General features: G+C 62.0%; 15 protein-coding genes and 1 pseudogene. 5 read left to right on the top strand and 11 right to left on the bottom strand.

Translation table 11 applies throughout. The annotated features are described in order from the left end of the window. Nucleotides 1-69: 69 nt before the first annotated feature. Complete coding sequence (locus HGSM_RS07250; protein ID WP_019148082.1) at nt 70-1,326, bottom strand: phospholipase D-like domain-containing protein; 1,257 nt, start codon at nt 1,324-1,326, stop codon at nt 70-72. An 856-nt stretch (nt 1,327-2,182) separates the two neighbouring features. On the opposite strand from HGSM_RS07250, the gene HGSM_RS07245 reads away from it, so the two are divergent. Then, complete coding sequence (locus HGSM_RS07245) at nt 2,183-2,527, top strand: RNA polymerase-binding protein RbpA (RefSeq protein ID WP_019148081.1); 345 nt, start codon at nt 2,183-2,185, stop codon at nt 2,525-2,527. 103 nt (nt 2,528-2,630) lie between these two features. Here HGSM_RS07245 and HGSM_RS07240 read toward each other — a convergent pair whose 3' ends face one another. The 10 genes and pseudogenes from HGSM_RS07240 to HGSM_RS07195 form a co-directional block, all read right to left on the bottom strand. Continuing rightward, on the bottom strand, nt 2,631-3,356 hold the full coding sequence (locus tag HGSM_RS07240) for a polyprenol monophosphomannose synthase (RefSeq protein WP_051009760.1): 726 nt from the start codon (nt 3,354-3,356) through the stop codon (nt 2,631-2,633). Nucleotides 3,357-3,419: 63 nt separating this feature from the next. Beyond that, on the bottom strand, nt 3,420-4,970 hold the full coding sequence (gene lnt / locus HGSM_RS07235) for an apolipoprotein N-acyltransferase (RefSeq protein ID WP_019148079.1): 1,551 nt from the start codon (nt 4,968-4,970) through the stop codon (nt 3,420-3,422). A 388-nt stretch (nt 4,971-5,358) separates the two neighbouring features. After that, nucleotides 5,359-7,011, bottom strand: a pseudogene (locus HGSM_RS07230) (amidohydrolase). A 65-nt stretch (nt 7,012-7,076) separates the two neighbouring features. Next, a complete protein-coding gene (locus tag HGSM_RS07225) occupies nt 7,077-9,965 on the bottom strand; it encodes a DEAD/DEAH box helicase (protein WP_019148076.1) in 2,889 nt (962 codons plus the stop codon). A 58-nt stretch (nt 9,966-10,023) separates the two neighbouring features. Further along, the gene (locus tag HGSM_RS07220; RefSeq protein WP_019148075.1) at nt 10,024-11,040 is read right to left on the bottom strand and encodes a diacylglycerol/lipid kinase family protein; all 1,017 of its coding nucleotides are present in this window, start codon (nt 11,038-11,040) and stop codon (nt 10,024-10,026) included. Nucleotides 11,041-11,045: 5 nt separating this feature from the next. Continuing rightward, nucleotides 11,046-11,900 carry a twin-arginine translocase subunit TatC gene (gene tatC / locus HGSM_RS07215; protein WP_326550013.1) on the bottom strand — a complete coding sequence of 285 codons (855 nt, stop codon included), beginning with the start codon at nt 11,898-11,900 and terminating at the stop codon, nt 11,046-11,048. A 2-nt stretch (nt 11,901-11,902) separates the two neighbouring features. Beyond that, a complete protein-coding gene (gene tatA / locus HGSM_RS07210) occupies nt 11,903-12,148 on the bottom strand; it encodes a Sec-independent protein translocase subunit TatA (RefSeq protein ID WP_407635109.1) in 246 nt (81 codons plus the stop codon). Between the two features lie 199 nt (nt 12,149-12,347). Beyond that, complete coding sequence (locus HGSM_RS07205) at nt 12,348-12,680, bottom strand: hypothetical protein (protein WP_154646273.1); 333 nt, start codon at nt 12,678-12,680, stop codon at nt 12,348-12,350. 2 nt (nt 12,681-12,682) lie between these two features. Next, a complete protein-coding gene (locus HGSM_RS07200) occupies nt 12,683-13,756 on the bottom strand; it encodes a helix-turn-helix transcriptional regulator (RefSeq protein WP_019148071.1) in 1,074 nt (357 codons plus the stop codon). Beyond that, nucleotides 13,753-14,805 (bottom strand): helix-turn-helix transcriptional regulator, encoded by a 1,053-nt coding sequence (locus HGSM_RS07195; protein WP_019148070.1) that lies wholly within the window; start codon nt 14,803-14,805, stop codon nt 13,753-13,755. The genes HGSM_RS07200 and HGSM_RS07195 overlap by 4 nt, the downstream gene beginning before the upstream one ends. Before the next feature lie 33 nt (nt 14,806-14,838). Here HGSM_RS07195 and HGSM_RS07190 point away from each other — a divergent pair, with 33 nt between their 5' ends. The 4 genes from HGSM_RS07190 to HGSM_RS14615 form a co-directional block, all read left to right on the top strand. Continuing rightward, complete coding sequence (locus tag HGSM_RS07190; RefSeq protein WP_040594710.1) at nt 14,839-15,990, top strand: DUF3866 family protein; 1,152 nt, start codon at nt 14,839-14,841, stop codon at nt 15,988-15,990. Between the two features lie 141 nt (nt 15,991-16,131). Next, nucleotides 16,132-16,938, top strand: coding sequence for a DUF4129 domain-containing protein (locus HGSM_RS07185; RefSeq protein ID WP_019148068.1), 807 nt, complete (start codon nt 16,132-16,134; stop codon nt 16,936-16,938). Next, nucleotides 16,935-17,426 carry a hypothetical protein gene (locus HGSM_RS13710; RefSeq protein WP_019148067.1) on the top strand — a complete coding sequence of 164 codons (492 nt, stop codon included), beginning with the start codon at nt 16,935-16,937 and terminating at the stop codon, nt 17,424-17,426. The genes HGSM_RS07185 and HGSM_RS13710 overlap by 4 nt, the downstream gene beginning before the upstream one ends. A 47-nt stretch (nt 17,427-17,473) precedes the next feature. Further along, a partial coding sequence (locus tag HGSM_RS14615; protein WP_019148066.1) for an AAA family ATPase occupies nt 17,474-18,396 on the top strand: 923 nt, incomplete at its 3' end.

Genomic DNA, 18,396 nt, shown 5'->3' with positions numbered 1-18,396 from the left:
GTGTGCTCAGGAGCAGCAACTCAAGTACGTCAACTCAGGCGTGACGGCTTGGATGCGCCCCAATGTCGGCTACAGCAGCGGCGACAGTGGTGCCAGCAGGTACTCACCAAACTTGTTGGTCAGCGGACGGTTTTCCCATTCCTCGAGTTCGAGCTTGCGGCAGTTGCTCAGGTCCACCTCGAAGACTTCTTCCATGGTTGCGGCGAGGTCGCGATCGTAGATGGACATGTTGATCTCGTAGTTACCCTGCAGGGACAGCCTGTCAATGTTTGCTGTGCCGATCGTGGTCCACTCGCCGTCCACAGTGCCTGTCTTGGCGTGCACCATGGCGTTCTTGTAGAGCCAGATCGTGATTCCTCCGCGCAACATCTTGGAGTACTGGCCGCGAGACAGCCAGTCGGTCAACACGTGGTTGGATGACTCGGGGACGATGATTCGAACATCAACGCCACGTGCGGCAGCATCCAGGAGCTCTTGGAGGAACACTGCGTCTGGGATGAAGTACGCCTGCGTCAGGTAGATGTGGTGAGTCGCTCGCTTGAACGCCTCAAGGTAGATGTTGCGAACAGGGTAAACCTGACGAATTGGGGCATTGGCAGCAGCCTGGATGCGGGGGAGCCAGTCAGGGGTGTGCTGCACCTCAATGTGGGGCAGGCTTCCCTTGCGGTTGTGGTTCCAGAAGGTCACAAACGAGCTGGTCAACTCACGCACTCCAGGTCCGGTGATGCGCATGTGAGTGTCGCGCCACTGTTCCGCGTACGTCTGGCCAATGTTGTAGCCGCCCACAAAACCAATTTCCTCATCAACCACGAGGATCTTGCGGTGGTCTCGGCCCGTGTAACTGAGGTCAAGGGTCAGAACCTTGGGTCGGAACAGGGGATAGGCCAGCACGTGAATGCCTGCGGGGAACCTGAAGAACTCGCGCGGCACTACAAAGTTGGCGAACATGTCGTAGACCAGGTAGACCTCCACACCGCGCTGGGCGGCGTCGATGACAGCGTCCTTGAACTGGCGGCCCGTCTCGTCAGACTTCCAGATGTAGCTTTCTAGGTAGATCGAGGACTTGGCGCCGTGGATCGCCTCGAGCATTTGCTCAAAGAGGTCCTTACCAAACGTGTACACGCGGGTACTCGTGTCGCCGATTTGCACGTCCATGGGAGGCAGGTGCGGGAACTTGACCTTGCGCGACTGGTGTCGCTTTTGGAAATGATCCACGGCGACAACGGTCGCGGCTGCGCTGAGTGTGGCGCCCGCCGACACAGCTAGGTAACGACCGAAATACTTCTTGGCAGTGCCGAACGCACCAGAGAGACTAGTTTCTACCACGTCGCCTACAGTATCCGGTGACCAGTCACCATGCAGACCAGGCTTGCGGGTCGGCGCCAACTTTCACCAACTGCGGATGACTCCAGCATGCGAGAGCCGCTGGGCGGACACCTACGCTTGTTGCGGCGCGCCAACTCCGGAGCGCGGCGGCGGTGGGATTGGTTGTGTGGGCAGCCGTGCCGGCTGGGGAAGTGGGCCACGAGCTTTCTCGGGGCCACATAGGTGCGCCTTCTTTCTTTGTTTTGTCATAACGTACATTATCGGCAATATGCGGTAGGGTCCGCTGACGTGCTGATTCACGACGATCTTGGTCGCCTTGGACTCTATAGCCCTCGTTCCTGCTCCAGATTCGCTGATGTGGGACATCTGATTCTGGGGCGCCCTGCTTAGGATCGTTTTCAGCGAACTCGCTCATCCGGGGCGGCCCGAGCGTCAGACTGGCGTTCTGGTACAAAGCTGTTGCGCCTGGTACAAACGCAACACTGGGCGAAAACGTCGTTCTGACAGATGTGCCTGTCAGAAACCTGCCGCCGGCCAAGCCGCACGGCGCTGGGGCCACGTGAATCGTATTTTGTCATAATGTCTCCCCTGAAGTTGCCGGCAGAACGCAACCACGCCGATGTGACCAACTTGGCGCGAGGCGCCAATCCAGCATCGGGCAACCATGCGCGAATCCCGGTACACTGGAAAGGTTGAATTCCCACCGATGCATGAACGGCGGGAACAAAACCCTCGCCCTGTCCGTTGAATCTAGCGGGTCAGACGGCCCGGGCTTAGCCCGTACGGGGAAAGTTCGGACCTTTAGAGCGACAAGCGGATGTGGTCCACGCAGCGCGTGGGTCAGAAGGAGGCAAGAATGGCAGATCGTTCACTTCGCGGTATGAGTATCGGTTCCAAGAGCATGGAGACCGACGAGAACGTCGACTTTGCGCCACGGCTCGAGACGCGCTACGAGTGCCCAAACGGCCACACCATCATTCTTCCCTTCTCAACCGAGGCTGAAATCCCCGTAGTGTGGGAATGCCGTTGCGGCGAGGAAGCACTCCTCGCAGATGCAACAAAGCCTGAGGAAGCTCCTGGCAAGGCTGTCCGTACTCACTGGGACATGCTGCTTGAACGCCGCACCGTCAAAGAACTCGAAGAACTGCTCGAGGAACGCCTCGAACTTCTTCGCTCGGGCAAGATGCGCCGCACCGCATAATTCGGCTCGTTCGAACCGATCATAAGCACAACACAGTGGGACCCGATCTACCAGATCGGGTCCCACTGTGTTATGTAACCTCGCGGTTCAGGTCCTGCGGAACTCAGTTTTTCTTAAAGAGACCAAGGAACTGAGCGGAACGCTTTTCAACGCCCCAGCCAGTCACCTTAAGCAGCGCCTCGGCCACAATGTTTCCACTCATCTTGGACTCGCCCGCGGTACGCTCCACAAACGTAATGGGTACCTCGCGGACCTCTCCCCCGTGCTCAAGGACGCTTCGTGCCATATCCACCTGGAAGCAGTAGCCGTGGGACTGGATCTGCTCGAAATCGAGTGCCTTGAGAACGCTTGCACGGTACGCGCGGAAGCCACCAGTGGCATCCTTCAGGCCAAGATCAAGCATGACCCGCACGTATGTGTTGCCTCCACGGGACAGGAACTCGCGGTGCTTTGGCCAGTTCTCCACGGCTCCACCAGGCACCCATCGGGAGCCAAGAACGAGGGATGCGTTTGGGTTGGCCTTGAGTTCATCAAGGATCAGCGGCAGGTCGGCTGCGCGGTGCGAGCCGTCCGCGTCCATCTCGCAGATAACGTCATAGCCCCGTTCGAGGCCCCACGAGAACCCAGCAAGGTAAGCTGCGCCGAGGCCGTCCTTTGAGGTTCGGTGCATGACGGAGACTCGCGGATTTGCCGCGGCCATCTCGTCGGCCAGGGCCCCTGTGCCATCAGGGCTTCCATCGTCCACCACGAGTACGTCAACCTTGGAAACACGATCGAGTAACTTGGTGAGGGTCATGGGAAGCGTCTGCGCTTCGTTATAGGTCGGCATTACGACCAGTACCCGGCCAAGGCCCTCGGGCTCGTACGTCACTTTTCCTCCACCAAGGGCAAGCTATTTTGCTGTTTTCGCACGCCGGGACGCGATTAACCCAGCGGCTACCAACAAAACAGTACCAGCAGAAACAATCAAAACGGGCCATTCGCCTAGGCGCACCGCGGGGGTAATGCTCACCCTCAGGTTAACCGTTGCACTGATCTGTTCGGCGGTGAAGTGACCCGACCGCACAACCTCGCGGCCGGTGGGTGTGTAGATGGCGCTGACGCCCACCGTGGAGATCTGCATGACTGGTCGTCCGGTCTCGATCGCACGCAACCTCGACATGGCGAGCTGCTGAGTTGACTCGTTCGTTGGCCCAAAGGATGCGTTATTGGTCTGGACAAACAGGATCTCGGCACCGTTCTTCACGGAGTCGTGGATGATGTCGTCGTACGCCACCTCGAAGCAGATGATCGGGCCGACAGGTACGTTCCGGTCCAGCCTCGCGATAGGAACATCGAGAACCGCGGGCTTGTCCCCCGCAAACATGTCGATAGAGATGCGGTCTACGTCCGGGTAAATCGCACGGAAAAAATCACGCGCCGGGATGAACTCGCCGAACGGGACCGGACGCTGCTTCACGTATCGTCCGGTGACGCCCTCGCCGTGCTCCCACAAGAGCGAGACGTTGTATCGTCCACCAGTTTCCGGGTACTCCTGGGCTCCGATGAGTAGAGGGACACCTGCTGCCTGCGCTGCTCCGTCAATCAGGTCATACGCGTTCTGATCAACTTGCGGATCAATATCCGTGCCGTTTTCCGGCCACACAATCAGGTCAAGGTCCGCTCCGGCCTCCGATCGCACCAGCTCGTGGGTTCCCGCAACGTGGTTGTTAAGCACTTCCTGCCGGTTGGAGAATGCGTCCGCGCCAGGCCTAGACACGTTACCCTGCACTCCCCCAACATTGAGCTGACCCGCCTCAGCATTTCCCTCAATTGGCACAAGGAACGCCCCCGCCACGAGTACTGCGGTGCCAGCCAGAGCTGCACCGACCCGCAGGATGTCCCCTGTAGTCAATGAAAAGAATGCACCTGCAAGCAGCGCGCCGACGAGGACGATCACAAAGGAAATAAGGGGAACGCCACCGAGCCAGGCGTAGCGGGACAGGATCGACTCGGACTGGGAGAACCCCAGTCGACCCCACGGGAATCCTCCCCACGGGACGACCATGCGCAACTTCTCTACTGCTACCCAGGTTGTGGCAAATGTCAGAGCAGACAGCGTAAGCGAGCCCTGAACGCGAGGAATCCGGCGAATGCAGGTCCATCCCCAGGCCGCCAGGGCCGGGAACAGCGCCTCTGCCGACGAAAGTACGATCCACGGAAGATTGCCGCCCACTGCGTACTGGGCCCACGAGATGTGCGGAAGGAAGAAAGCGACACCCCACAGGTATCCCACAAGGAAGTTCCATCGGGCGGAGTTTCTGGAAAGCGCAATCGTCAAAACAGCAATCGACAGGAACGCAAGCGGCCAATAATTACGGTCGGGAAACGCCCAGTCAGCAAGGTATCCGGCCAGTACGGCAAGGAGCAATGTGAGGGGGCGCAGGGCGTCACGAAACAGCACGTAGACAACAGTACTTGAGGATTCTCGGAGTTTGCTGCGATCGTGCGCGAGGTGCCACACGACCCTGTCGAGCGCTTTAACACGCGGGCACAAAGATGCCCACGTGTCCTTCGTACCGAGTCGACATGGTTGACTCGTTTTCTACTGAACACGTGGGCGGTTGCGCTACCACAGCCACTCACCCACACAGTTGGAGGCTTGCAGTGATGGCGCCCAAAAGGCTCGCGCAAGAACACCTCCAACTTAGTGCACCTCTCCCCATTTTCCCATGGGACCAATGGCGTGTGTCACACCGTGCAGTGCGAAACTCGCATGAACGCGCAGAAAACGGAGCGGGTGAAAAGTGGTAACTTCACGTGAAGTTCCTGAACGTCCCATGAATGACGGTTCAGTTACCTAGATCGTCGTAGATAAAAATGCCGGCGCGCAGGGTGGCGAGACACTGTGGCCGGTTGCCGTCCTGGGACAGGATCGGCAACAGAGGCGACCCGGAGCGGCCATCGGTGGTCCAGGAGGACCGGCCGTCGTTCTCCGCCTGCACGCCGAGCTCCTCCGCCCGCCAAACAGCAAGGTGCGCAGGTGCTCCTACACGGATCTCCCCCGCCATGAAGTTTGACTCGCCCCCAAGACGCCACCCACCTCGAGTGTGCGCCTTGAATGCGGCCCGCGCTGAAATGCGCTGCTCGGGGTTGCTGTGGAACACCGCCGCGGCCACGCCGCCCCACGGGTCGATTGCGGTCACAGGGGAGTCTGAACCAAAGCCCATGGGAATGCCATCCCGAGTGAAGTCCCGGATCGGCGAGGTTGCGCGAAGGCGCTCTGAACCCAGCCGCTGCTCGTACATGCCGCCCGGAGCGCCCCAGTGGGCGTCGAAGGCTGGCTGAACTGACACCATGAAGCCATACTTGGCCAGCTCTGTGCGGGAGACCTCATCCGCCAACTCGACGTGCTCGAGTCGGTGCCCGCAGCGCCGCAGCTTTGACACATAAGAGGGATCCCTCTCCACCAGCGAGGTGACTGCCTCAAGCACGGTGTCGAGGGCGCGATCCCCAATCACGTGGAAGCCCGCGGTCATACCGGCATCGCTGCAGGCTGCGAGGTGCTGCTCAATCTCCTGTGCGCTCAGGTGCAAGGTACCGATCGTGTCCGGCGCGTCCGTGTAGGGTTCACGCAGAGCCGCCGAATGGGATCCAAAACTACCATCCACAGAGAGGTCTCCGGCGAGCCCCGCTAGCCCGGGAACCTGAGCTCTCAGTTCCTCGACCTGCTCAACGCTGCGCACGAGCATTCCGAGGTATCCGACAACCTGCGGCAGGCCGGACTCAGGGCTGCTTGTCATGTCGATCAGCTCTGCTAGGCCCTCAGGTGTGTCAATTCCGGGGGCTGCGTTCTCGTGCACCGCCACGATTCCCAGAGCCGCACACTTGGCTAGGACAGCCCGGTAGAGCTCGGTACGCCGTGCCGGCGCAAGCTCACGGATAAATTCCCTGATGGGAGTGTGGATGGCGCCGCTGACGCGACCACGATCGTCGAGAATCTGGTCTGTGAGTCCAGCGGACGCAAGGAGCGCTGAAGAGACTATGGCCGAGTGCAGATCGGCACGAGGAACGTACACGGGCACACCCGGGAATCGCGCGTCCAGCATCTCCCTGGTAAGTGGCTCGGAGGTCCACGAGGAATCGTCGTAGCCCGTTACGCTGACGATCTGCGGCGCGGCATCCGCCGCCTTGGCCTAGTCCGACCCAATGTGGGCCGCAAGGCGGTCCAGAACGGCCCGTGCCGTGACGCCGCCGGCAGTCGGAGCTACATCGACCGCTTCGTCCAGAAGCGCCGTCTCCAGCAGGTGCACGTGCGTGTCCACGAAGCCCGGCGCAATGAGCGCCCCCTCAAGGTCCACTACCCTATCGGCGCGCTTGGCAAAGGACGCGGCAGTGTCGTTCTCACCGGTCCACGTGATCACACCGTCCTCAACAAAGAGCGCCTCCGCGAACGGGTCGCTCGACGAGTGGACGTAACCGTTGTGGAACAGGATGGAAGTCATGATGCAGTGCTTTCAGTGCGCGGTGGAAAATGACGGGAAGACGGGGCAGGGAGTGTGTGCTCGAGCTACACGCTCGAGTAGGCGACAACCCCACGCTTGATTGAGTCGATGGCCGAGAGCGCGCTAGCACGCACCTTAGCGGAGTCGGTGACATTCGCGATCTGGTCGAGGGCGTCGAGGATCTGCTTGCACCAGCGCACGAAGTCTCCGGCGGTCAGCTCCGTGTCCTTAAGGACCGAGTTGAGCGAACGGCCCCTGGTCCACTTGTGCATCGCTTCAACGAGCCCGAGGTCCAAGTCCCCGGTTTCCTTGATGCCGTACGAGTCTTCGAGGTCTGTCAGAGCCGACCATTCGCGCACCGTGTTGTCGATTGCCCGCGCAAGCGTGCCCGTAGGCCCGCCAGGCATGCGAGGTTCTGGCTCGTCGTCGCGGCGGGACTGGTAGACCACAACGGACACCGCCGCAGCGAGCTGCGACGGATCCAAGTCGTCCCACAGTCCGGCCTTGAGGCACTGCGCAACCAAAAGGTCATTCTCCGCATAAATGCGGCCGAGCTGACGTCCCGCACCCGTGATCGTGTACTCGCCGTTCGGAGAGACAGTAAGGTAACCCAGCTCGAGCAGAACCTTACTCACGCGCTCGAATGTCTTGGAAATCGACCCCGTGCGGGAATTGATCTTGGACAAGAGCGAGGCTTGGTCCCTCTCGAGGGCGTTCCAGCGGTCTCCCCAGCGCGCGTGTTCATCCCGGTCCGGACAGGTGTGGCAGGGGTGGTTCTTGAGGTCCTTGCGGAGTTGGCGAAGCACCGAGTCGTCGTGCGGGTTGCTCTTCTTCTTTGGCCCTCCATAAGGCTTAGTTGCCAGAGGGGTCAGGCCGTCGCCGGTGGCAACCGCATGTCGCAGATCCGACGTCAGCGCCGAGCGCTCGGAGGGACGGCGCGGGTTGAACGACGACTCAATCCGGATGGTGCCGATGACGTCAAAGCCGCTCGATAGGTCTGCGAGGGTCAGCACACGGACCTTCCCACCCTCAGTGAGCACGACTGGGCGTGGCCCCTCGGTTCCCGTGTCGGTTCCGCGATCGATCACAACCACGTAACCTGCAGAGCGCCCGGAGGGGAGTTCAAGCACCTGACTCCGGCGCAGCCTAGACAGTGCAGAGACAAGTTCACCTCTGCGCTGCGACTTGCCCGCCGAAGCGAGTTCCTTCTCGCGTGCAGTGATGGCGCGACGCAGCTTCATGTACTCGGGGAAGCTACCACGCTCACAGGTCATTGCTTCCTCGTACCCGGCAAGAGCCTCCCTGTTGGACACCGCCCTCCGAGCGAGCGAGACCACGGAACGGTCGGCCTGGAACTGAGCGAACGACGACTCGAGGATCTCCTTGGCGCGCTCACGGCCGCGCTGCTCAATGAGGTTCACGGACATGTTGTAAGTGGGCGAGAAACTGGACTTGAGTGGGTACAGGCGCTTGGAGGCGAGCCCCGCCAGTGCCATGGGGTCAAGGCCCGGGTGGTCCACCACAACCGCGTGCCCCTCAACGTCGATGCCACGGCGGCCGGCGCGTCCGGTGAGCTGTGTGTACTCGCCCGGCGTGATGTCCACGTGTGAAGTGCCATCCCACTTGACCAGCTTTTCAAGAACCACTGTTCGCGCCGGCATGTTGATGCCGAGCGCGAGGGTTTCGGTGGCAAACACTGCCTTGATGAGACCGCGCGAGAACAGGTCCTCCACTGTCTCCTTGAACAGTGGAAGCATCCCCGCGTGGTGGGCAGCAATCCCTCGAGTCAGGCCCTCAAGCCACGACCAGAAGCCGAGGACCGAGAGGTCCTCAGCAGGGATGTCAGCGCAGCGGGTCTCCGCCACCTGCCTGATCTGCTCGGCTTCCTGCTCTGTGGTGAGCGAGATGCCCGTGGCCAGGCACTGGGCCACTGCCGAGTCGCAGCCAGCGCGGGAAAAGATGAAGTAGATGACGGGAAGGAGCGAGGCTCGACGCAGCTCATCAATGACGGCGAATCGTGGCGGGCCCCTCCTGCCCGTATGCTGGGAGGCTGGCTGCATTCCGCGCTTGTGGTGGCGCCCACGGAAGGAATCCGAGCCGCGCCGCATGACGTTCAGCAGGTCAGGGTTGATGGGAGGAGTCAGCCCCGGTTCTGTGGGGTCCACGGTGTGCGCATACAGATCGAGGATGCCGCCGGGGTTGTCTCCCCTGCCCTGCACGATGACGTGTTGCCACAGCGGCACGGGTCGGGTCTCGGACACGACTACCTTGGTGTCACCGCGAACGGCGGTCAGCCAGTCACCAAACTCCTCGGCATTGGACACCGTGGCGCTCAGAGAGACCAGCCGCACGGACTCGTCCAAGTGAATGATGACCTCTTCCCAGACCGCTCCCCTGTGTCGGTCCGCGAGGTAGTGGACCTCGTCCATGACCACGTAGCCGAGGGTGTCGAGTGTCCGAGAGTCGGCGTAGAGCATGTTGCGGAGTACCTCAGTGGTCATGACCACCACGGGAGCCTCGCTGTTGATGGAGGTATCGCCGGTCAGCAGACCCACGTTAGACGCCCCATAGCGCCGTACGAGGTCGCTGTATTTTTGGTTGCTGAGAGCCTTGATGGGGGTCGTGTAGAACGCCTTCATGCCCGAGCGCAGCGCGAGATGGGTGGCAAACTCCCCCACGATTGTCTTGCCGGCGCCGGTTGGTGCGGCAACAAGAACCGAATGTCCGTCCTCAAGCGCGGCGCACGCCTCCAGTTGGAAGTCGTCGAGTTCGAACTCGAACTGCTTGCGGAAGTCGGTCAACGCGGGCGTCAAGTGGGCGGTGCGAGCCTTGTACTGTGCGTACTTTTCGGCGGGGCTTAGTTCGGAGTTCTTTCCCGCATCCGAGGGGGCGGAAGCGAGGGCACGGTTCAGCGACCTCTTCTGTTCCCGGACACGGGAGCGTTTTGGCGACATGCCACAAGGTTATCGCGAGGGCCCAATGGGACCGTACCCGATTTCGGCGGGTAAGCCCTCAGCGTAGGATGCGGAGCACCCCGGGGTGCACAACGACCTTGAGTGGGACCGGCCCGATGACCTCGCCATCGGCCATTGCCACAGGTGGGAACGTGCCGGACTCGCTCGGTTCGATAATGATCTCTTTGCCCGAGTAGACCATCACAGCGGGGTCATCCACGTGGGTGCCCTTGTACAGCTTAGGAAAGACCTTCAGGATTCCGCTGACATTGAGCGCCTTCGCAAAGGTGACCTCGAGTTTGCCATCGGCCATGTCGGCACCAGGAGAGATAGGAATACCTCCACCGAACATGGGCGCGTTGGAGATAGCCGCCAGCGTTCCCCTGCTCTCGAACTTCTTGCCGTCAATAGTGATGGAGTATCCGTAAGGCTTGAACCTGGGGACACTCGCAAACACCGCACGCAGGTACTTCAGGTGCCCCTTGGGCCACTTGTACTCGTTTGCCTGTGCGTTGACCGCCGCATCGAGACCCATGGAGAGCGTCCCCACGTACCAGCGGCGCACGGACTCCGAGAATGGTTTGGTGGATTGGCGGGCAATCTTGAGCCTGCCCACGTGTGCGCGCAGGACGTATGGCTCGACCTGAACCGCGTCCATTTCCGCAATCGAGTTCGACCCGAGTGCTTGGACAATCCGATCGATCGCTTCCATCTGCTTGCGAGGACTCAGGTCAAGGGCCCGCGCAAAGTCGTTGCCCGATCCGGCGGGCACGATGCCCAGCGGGGTGGGCGTGCCAATGACTGCGTTGACGCCGAGATGGACCATGCCGTCGCCACCCACAACAACGAGGGCGTCGACCGGGGTCAGGCACGCTGCGCGCGCTCTGGCGAGCGCGTCACGCGCGTTTTCAGCAGAAAGATCGAGCACTTGAAATCCGCGTCGGCGAAACTCCGCCATGACCCGTCTTCCCACGCCCTCGCCCTTACCCAGACCGGCGGTGGGATTAACGACGATTCCCACGGTTTTGCGGACCTCATTGGGATCGCTGGTGGGTGCGTTATGCTCGCTCTTCATAGGCGTTAGTAGCCCTCAAGTTCTTGGTCCAGTTCCACCATGCGCTTGGCTTCACGCTTGTCGTGGAGGTAAGCAATGCCGACGGCGGCAAAGTAGAGAACGACAATCGGGATTGCAACCAGGATCATCGTGAGCGCATCGGGGGTTGGCGTCATGATTGCCGCGAAGGTGAACGCCACTACGATCGCCCAGCGCCATGCGGCAAGTAGAGACTTGGCTGACAACATCCCGAGGAAGTTAAGCATCACAAGCAGGACGGGCATGACAAAGGCCAAGCCGAATGCGATGAGAAGCTTCATAACGAAGCTCAGGTACACGTCCGCGGCAAGAAGGTTTGCTGCACCTTCAGGAACGAATGCCGTGAGGATGTCTACAGCGTGAGGCAACACGAGCCAGGCAAGGAGCGCCCCCGCAAGGAATAGTGGCACGGCAGCACCGATGAAGCCGTAGGTGTACCCACGTTCCTTCTTGGACAGGCCAGGGGTCACAAAAGACCACAGCTGGTAGATCCACCACGGGCTCGAGATGAACAATCCAATGAAGAAGGCCATCTTGATGCGCATGTCGAGCGCGGTGGCCACGCCTCCAAAGTTCACCGAAATCGTGGTGTTGGTGCGTTCCGCAGCGTCAAGGAGGGGCTGCTGCAGTGAGTTGAATACGGGGGTAAACAAGAACCAGCCAACAATTGCGGCCAAGACAATGCCTACGGCAGCGAGGAACAGTCGGTTCTTGAGTTCCTTAAAGTGTTCGAGCAGGGACATCTCGCTGCGCGCTTGTTTGCGTTCAGTCTTGCGTCGCGCTCGCGTTGCTCGCCTGATGTCCTTAGGTGATGGTCCCTGCCCGCTAGTGGTTGATGCCACGGTCAGGCTTTACCCTCATGATCTTCACTCTGGGAGGAGTCGCTGGGAGTGACAGTCTTGGGTGCCTCTGGTGCAGCGGACGTGGTTGGCGCCTGTGCTGCTGGGGCGTCATCGTCCTGCAGTTCCTTGATCTCCTTCTTAAAGATCTTCATAGACTGGCCAACGGAACGAGCCAAGTCAGGCAGCTTCTTTGCGCCGAAGAGCAGCAGAATAACAAGGAGAAGTACGAGCCAGTGCATTGGCTTCATAGCGCCCATGGTAGAAACTCCAAACGTGGTTGTGGTGCGTCCTTACATCCTAGACGCAAGACGAGGATAGCGAATCAATCCGTTCACGGGAAAACAATGGGCCAAAGTCACCAGCGAGTGTCGGCCTCAACGTTCATGCGCGGAGGGAAAGTGCCACGGAATGTTTGCGCTCAGTCCAACGCCACCATCCGCGGTTCACCTAGCGCGTGAGATCCCTCCAACGGTCGTACGTCTGGCGCCGGTTGGCCTCTCGAACCTGGGCGCGGGCGTCCTTTCGGTCCCTGCGTTCCGCTTTGAGGTCGAGCTTTCGCCCCGGGCCCGCGAATGCGTCGACATCGCGTGGTTCCGTGATCTTGCCGGACTCCCGTAGCGTGGCTTCCCGCTCTACGTCGCCAAAGGCCTCACCAAGGACCGAACCTGCGCGGCTGGCCTTGGACAGGAGGACCTTGAGTTGGCCCCACAGTTGGAAACCGAGGGCAACAAAGAGACCCGCCATGCACACCACGAGCACGGTCCACAATACGAATGTCATCATCACTCCTCCTCGCCCAGCGGTTCGGACTCACTCGCACCGCTGGTAGACGCACTGTTTGCCAATTGTTCATAGAGTTCAAGCGTGCGCTCGGCCTCGTGAACGGCGGCCTTCAGCGTACTACGCGGAGTTACGTTCACGATCTGCTCCGGGTGAGACAACAGCACAGAGTGGAACCAGTTCCAGTCGGCTACGTCAATGTCGAGAGCGATCGACCCGTCTGCTTGGTATTCCAGCGACTCATACGGAAGTGACTCTGCGATCCACTGACCCTGGGGTCGCAGGACGAGGTGAGCCAACTCCCCTGCTTTGGGCACTTGTGCCTGTGCGGGTCCGCTGAGCGGACGTGGCTCAAAGTGGGTTCCTGCGAGCGCCCGTGCCTCGATGATGCGGTCGATGCGGAACACGCGGTCGTCTTGTGCCTTGTGGCAGAAGGCCTGGAGGTAGAAGTTTTCGCGTTCGTTGAAGATTGCGGCAGGTTCGATGGTGCGGGTGGTGCGTTGGTCTGCGTTGGAGACATAGTCGATGTCTACGAGGGTGGAGTTGGTGATAGCGGTGCGCAGGGTGGTGAGGGTTGGTCCCACGGTGTGGGATGAGAGTTGGACGTCGAGTGCGCGTGCGTTGTGGCCGAGTCGTAGGGAGAGCTTGGCAGTCAGGTCGTCGATGTGTGCGGTGAGATTGTCGTCGTAGGTGTCTGCGCTGTGGTGTGCGGGTGCTCCGTCGGCGACGATTTCTCGTAGTGAGTTGAGAGCTGCGACGAGGGCGATGGCTTCGCGGGTCCCGAGTTGGAGGGACCGGGAGAGTCCGCGGTCTGCGGTGAGTTTTACGATTCCGGCTTCGAGTGCGTAGGCGTCGAAGTCTACGAGGTCGTCTGGCATGTATCCGGGTGTGCCGGTGACCCAGAGGAGGTCGATGTCTTTGCGGATTTGTTCGGGTCCCACGCCATAGTGTTCGGCGAGTTCGGCGACGCTGATTTCGCCGCGTGCGGTGAGGTGGGCCACGAGTGAGAGGAGTCGGACGATGCGTTGCGGGGTGGTTTCGGCGTTCTTGCGTGGCGCCTTGCTGGTGTTGGTCACTGGCGTTCCCCTTGCGTGTCTTCTCCCTGTGTCTGGCCTGTGTGGGCGCGGTCTGGCAGGGGGTCCTCTCCCAACGTGCGGGCGAGTTCTGCGAGCGCCTTGTGGTGTGCGATGACGCGGTGGGCTAGTGCGGGCGGGTCGAGGACGAGCGCGTGAGCGCCTAGTCCGGCGATTTCGATGCTCATGTCATTTTCATCGACGTAGGTGAGATGGACGGCGTCGTATCCGTGTGGCGCGGTGGTTGCTGCGGGGTGGGAGCGTGCGCGGAGTGCTTGGGCTCGTCCGCGTGCGAGGGCGAGGGTTGCTTGTTGTGGGGTGTGTGCGAGGTCTTGGCCGAATGCGTGTGCGATGGTGTCGGTGTCTGGGAGTTCGTAGGCGCCTTGTGGTCCGAGGGCTTTGACGCGGCCGACGATGCGGTTGAGGCGGAACACGCGGGCGTCGTTGCGTGTGGTGTCGTAGCCGACGGCGTACCAGCCTCCTCGGCGTGAGGAGAGTCGCCAGGGGTGGATGGTGCGGGTTGTTAGCTCGCCTGTTGAGGCGGCGCGGTAGGTGAAGCGGATGGCGCGGCGTGCGGTGATGGCGTCGAGGATGACGGTGAGTGAGGGTTCGTCTCCGCGGATGCGTGGGCCGAAGCCTGCGAGCGCCGTTGTGGGCGCGTTGGTGGGCGCGTTGGATTTGAGTTTGGTCAGTGCGCGGGTGGAGTCGGCTTCGAGTGCGGTGTCTCGCCACAGCGTTGTGGCGAGGGACAGGATGGAGAGTTCGGCCGCGTTGAGGTCGAGTTGGGTCAGCGAGTAGGAGTCTTTGTCGATCCTGTATCCGATGTCTTCGGCGTGGTCGGTTGCCGGGTTCACGGTTTGGATGGGCACGCCGAGTTCGCGCAGGGTGTCCTTGTCGCGTTCGAACATGCGCTCGAACGTTTTGGGGTCTGCGTCGGGTGCGTAGCCGGAGACGCGCTGTTGTATGTCACGGCGGGTTAGGCGTCCGCTCGTGTTCATGAGCGCGATCACGAGGTTCAGGAGGCGCTCTGCTGGGGGTGTGGCGGTTGTCATCATCTCTAACGCTAGTCCAGTACCGTTAGAAGTGTGATTACTTGGCGCGTTGGAAATGTTGTGTCGCTTGGCAAGTCGTGGGCTGGTGCTCAGGAGCTTGATGTTGTGGATCAGGCTGGGAACCGTGTTCGTGCGCTTGCGTACCCCATGCTTGTGGGCGAGGTGGCGGTGGGTTCGGCGGTTGCGTTGAACTCGTCGGCTTTGGATCGTGGCCTGGGTACGGGCGGTTATGCGCTTGTTGCTGCGGTTCTTCCGGAACCGGGTTCTGCCCCTACGAGGCGCACGGATGGTCCTGGCCATCTGGTTAAGGCCCGGTATACGCCGACTCAGGCGATGGTGCTGGGCGTGGATGAGCAGGACTCGCAGTTTCACGCGGTGTTGGAGGACGCCGATTCTATTGATGGTATGCCCGTGATCACCGCTGACCTGCATTCGGCGTTGCCTGCGATACTTTCCGGTGTGCGTCTGGGCGGGGACGCGTTGAAGGTCGCGTACGTGATGACGGATGGCGGCGCGTTGCCTGCGTGGTTTAGTCGTACTGCCGCGCAGTTGCGTGAGTTGGGGTGGCTTGAGTCGATTATTTCGGTGGGTCAGTCCTATGGTGGCGATCTGGAGGCCGTGACGGTTCATACGGGTCTGCTCGCTGCGCGTCACGTGGTGGGCGCCGACATTGCGATAGTCATTCAGGGGCCGGGCAACCTGGGCACGGGTACGCGCTGGGGCTACTCGGGCGTTGCTGTGGGTGAGGCGATGAATGCCGCTGCTGTGCTGGGTGGCGTGCCGGTGGGGTCGCTGCGTATTTCCAGCGGTGACCTGCGTGAGCGTCACTTGGGTATCTCGCACCACTCGCTCACGGCCTTGGGCCGTGTCGCTCTCGCTCCCGGCCACATCGTGGTTCCCACGTTTGACCCGTCCGACTCGTTCTTTGGTGATTTTCCGCTTACTAGCGATTCGCCGAGCTGGCAGGACATGGCCGCGCTGGTTGCGCGGCAGGGTGGGGAGCTGGCGGCGGTGGCACCGCATCACACGTTTGTGGACGTGGCGGTGGGCGCTCCCCTCCATGAGGCACTGTCCGAATCCCCCGTACGCTTGTCCACTATGGGCCGCGGATACGGTCAGGACCCGCTCGCGTTCCTTGCGGCCGGCGTCGCCGGCCAGTATGCGGCGTCACTAGTTGCACGGTAAAGCTCGCGCGAGAGAGCCCCTGGCACGCAATCGCGACCGCGCTGGGACGCGGCGGCAAGTGGGTGCCGGGGCACAATCGTCGTAAATAATGGGCCAGTCCTGCGCCTGCGCAGGACTGGCCGCTGGAACTGAGGAGGCGCCGTGAAGGCGAACACGAGGGCGGGGCTCGCCATGACCGCAGTTTTGGCGTGCCTGTTTCTGGCGCTGATCGTGGGGCTGGCGCCGCGTGACGGCATGAAGTTCGACATCTCGCCACCCCACGCACCGACGGCGGGCCCGAGTCCTTCGGGTTCACCGACCGCGGCGCCGCCCGTTGTGGAGCAGAATCCGTCCGATGCGGGCACTGACGATGGCGGGCGCCAGGTCGTCCAGGTGCTGTTTATCCTCATCGCGCTCGTGGTGCTCATGGTCATTTACCAGCTCACCCGCAGGGGTATCTCCTCGTTCGGTGGCGCGCGACGCCGCATTGACAAGTCCCGGCGCGACGCCGCGGACGAGGCTGAGGACGTCGACCTGAAGCAGGTGATTATCCCGGCTGTCTCGAACGCGCTCGACCTCGGCGTGGGGACGCTGCGGACAACCGGAACCCCACGCAACGCGATCATCGAGGCGTGGGGCGTGCTCGTGGACAGCGTGGAGCGGGTCGGGCTCGAACCGTCGGCGGCGGACACCCCCACTGAATTCGTGGTGGGGCTGCTCGAGGAGACGAATGTCGAAACGGCGCCGCTGCGAGATTTCTTGACCTTGTATCATCACGCCCGGTTCACCGACATGCCGATCGCCGATTCCGAGCGTACCCGGGCGATCGGGTTGCTCGAGCTTCTCCAGGCGGAGCTGTTGGGACGCGCCGAGGTGCCCGCGCAGACGAGCCTTGTGCAGGACTCCCCCGCGCGCGCGGGGTTCGACGAACCGGAACTGCACCACCAGGCTGAGGGGGCTTGCTCGTGAAGCTGAGCCGAAAATCCATCGCTGGACTGATCGCGTTCGCAGTCATCGGGGCGGGAGCGGTCTACGGGCTCAGCGCCTTGGACGTCGTGGACCCGGCCCAGGCGAGCGCGCTACTCGTGGCGGCACTGTGCGCGACCCTGATTGCCCTGAACCTTGAGACGGGCTCCGACCTGGCCCGCGCCTCTCGGGACAAGAAGAAGCGCGACGGCGCCCGCGATGAGGTGTCTCAACTCGCGTGGAGCCTGTTCGGGCGCGACCAGCAGGTCACGTTCGGCGCAATGAAGTTCGTGCGCAACGTGGCCGGCGACGCGCTTGCCGTGCACGGTCTGTCGCTCGAGAACCCGCGCGACCGTGACCGCATCGAGGAACTTCTCGGGGCAACGCACACCACCGCGCTCGCGGGGTCTGCCACCCTGAACCAGCGAGAGCTCGAAGACCTGCTCGGAAAGCTCGAACACCTGACTGACCCGCGCCCCACAAGCGAGTAGCCCCGCCCCTCTCAACCCTTCCAACACTCCCAACACTGGAGAAGCCGATGTCTTCCAACCCGACCGAACCAACCCTGGACCGCGAGATCTCCGTGGAGTCGATCTCGAGTGTCGCCGAGCGCGTGCTCGAGGGTGTCTCCACTGTTGTGGTGGGAATGCGTGAGCCCCTCAAGCTCGCCCTGTCCGCGATCCTGGGCGGCGGGCACGTCCTGTTCGAAGACGTTCCGGGCCTCGGCAAGACCCTGGCCGCGCGTTCCCTGGCTCAGGCGCTCGGCCTCGAGTTCTCGCGCCTCCAGTGCACCCCTGACCTGCTGCCCTCCGACATCACCGGATCGAACATCTTCAACCCCGCGACCCGCGACTTCGAGGTGCGCAAGGGCCCAGTGTTCACGGGCTTGTTCCTCGCCGATGAGATCAACCGCACCGCACCCAAGACCCAGTCCGCGCTGCTCGAGGCGATGGCCGAGGGTCAGGTGTCCATCGACGGCACCACCTACAAGCTACCCAGCCCCTTCCACGTGATCGCCACGTCAAACCCCGTGGAGTTCGAAGGCACCTACGCCCTGCCCGAGGCGCAGCTTGACCGCTTCATGGTGCGCCTGAGCGTCGGCTACCTCCCCGAGGAGCAGGAGGCTGACATCCTGGCGCGCCGACTGGGCCGCCGCACTGAGGCGACTCATGTGGACCCCGTCATCAACGCCGAGGAACTTGCCGCCATCCAGGCTCGCACCGAGGCCATCCACGTGGACCGCGACATCATCTCCTACTGCGTTGCCATCGCGCACGCGACCCGCGTCCACTCGGCTGTGGAGGTGGGCGTGTCCCCGCGCGGCGCGCAGTCCCTCCTGCTCATGGCGCGTTCGTACGCGATCATCTCCGGGCGCTCGTACGTGCTGCCCGAGGACGTCAAGGCCGTTGCCGTGGCAGCCCTCGCCCACCGCATCACCCTGACCCCCAACGCCTGGGCCAG

Origin of the sequence: Timonella senegalensis JC301, from assembly GCF_000312125.1 — a bacterium.
In the GTDB taxonomy this organism is placed as follows: Bacteria; Actinomycetota; Actinomycetes; order Actinomycetales; family Cellulomonadaceae; genus Timonella; species Timonella senegalensis.
Note: the sequence above shows the minus strand (reverse complement) of the source record. Positions and strands in the feature narration are given on the sequence as shown.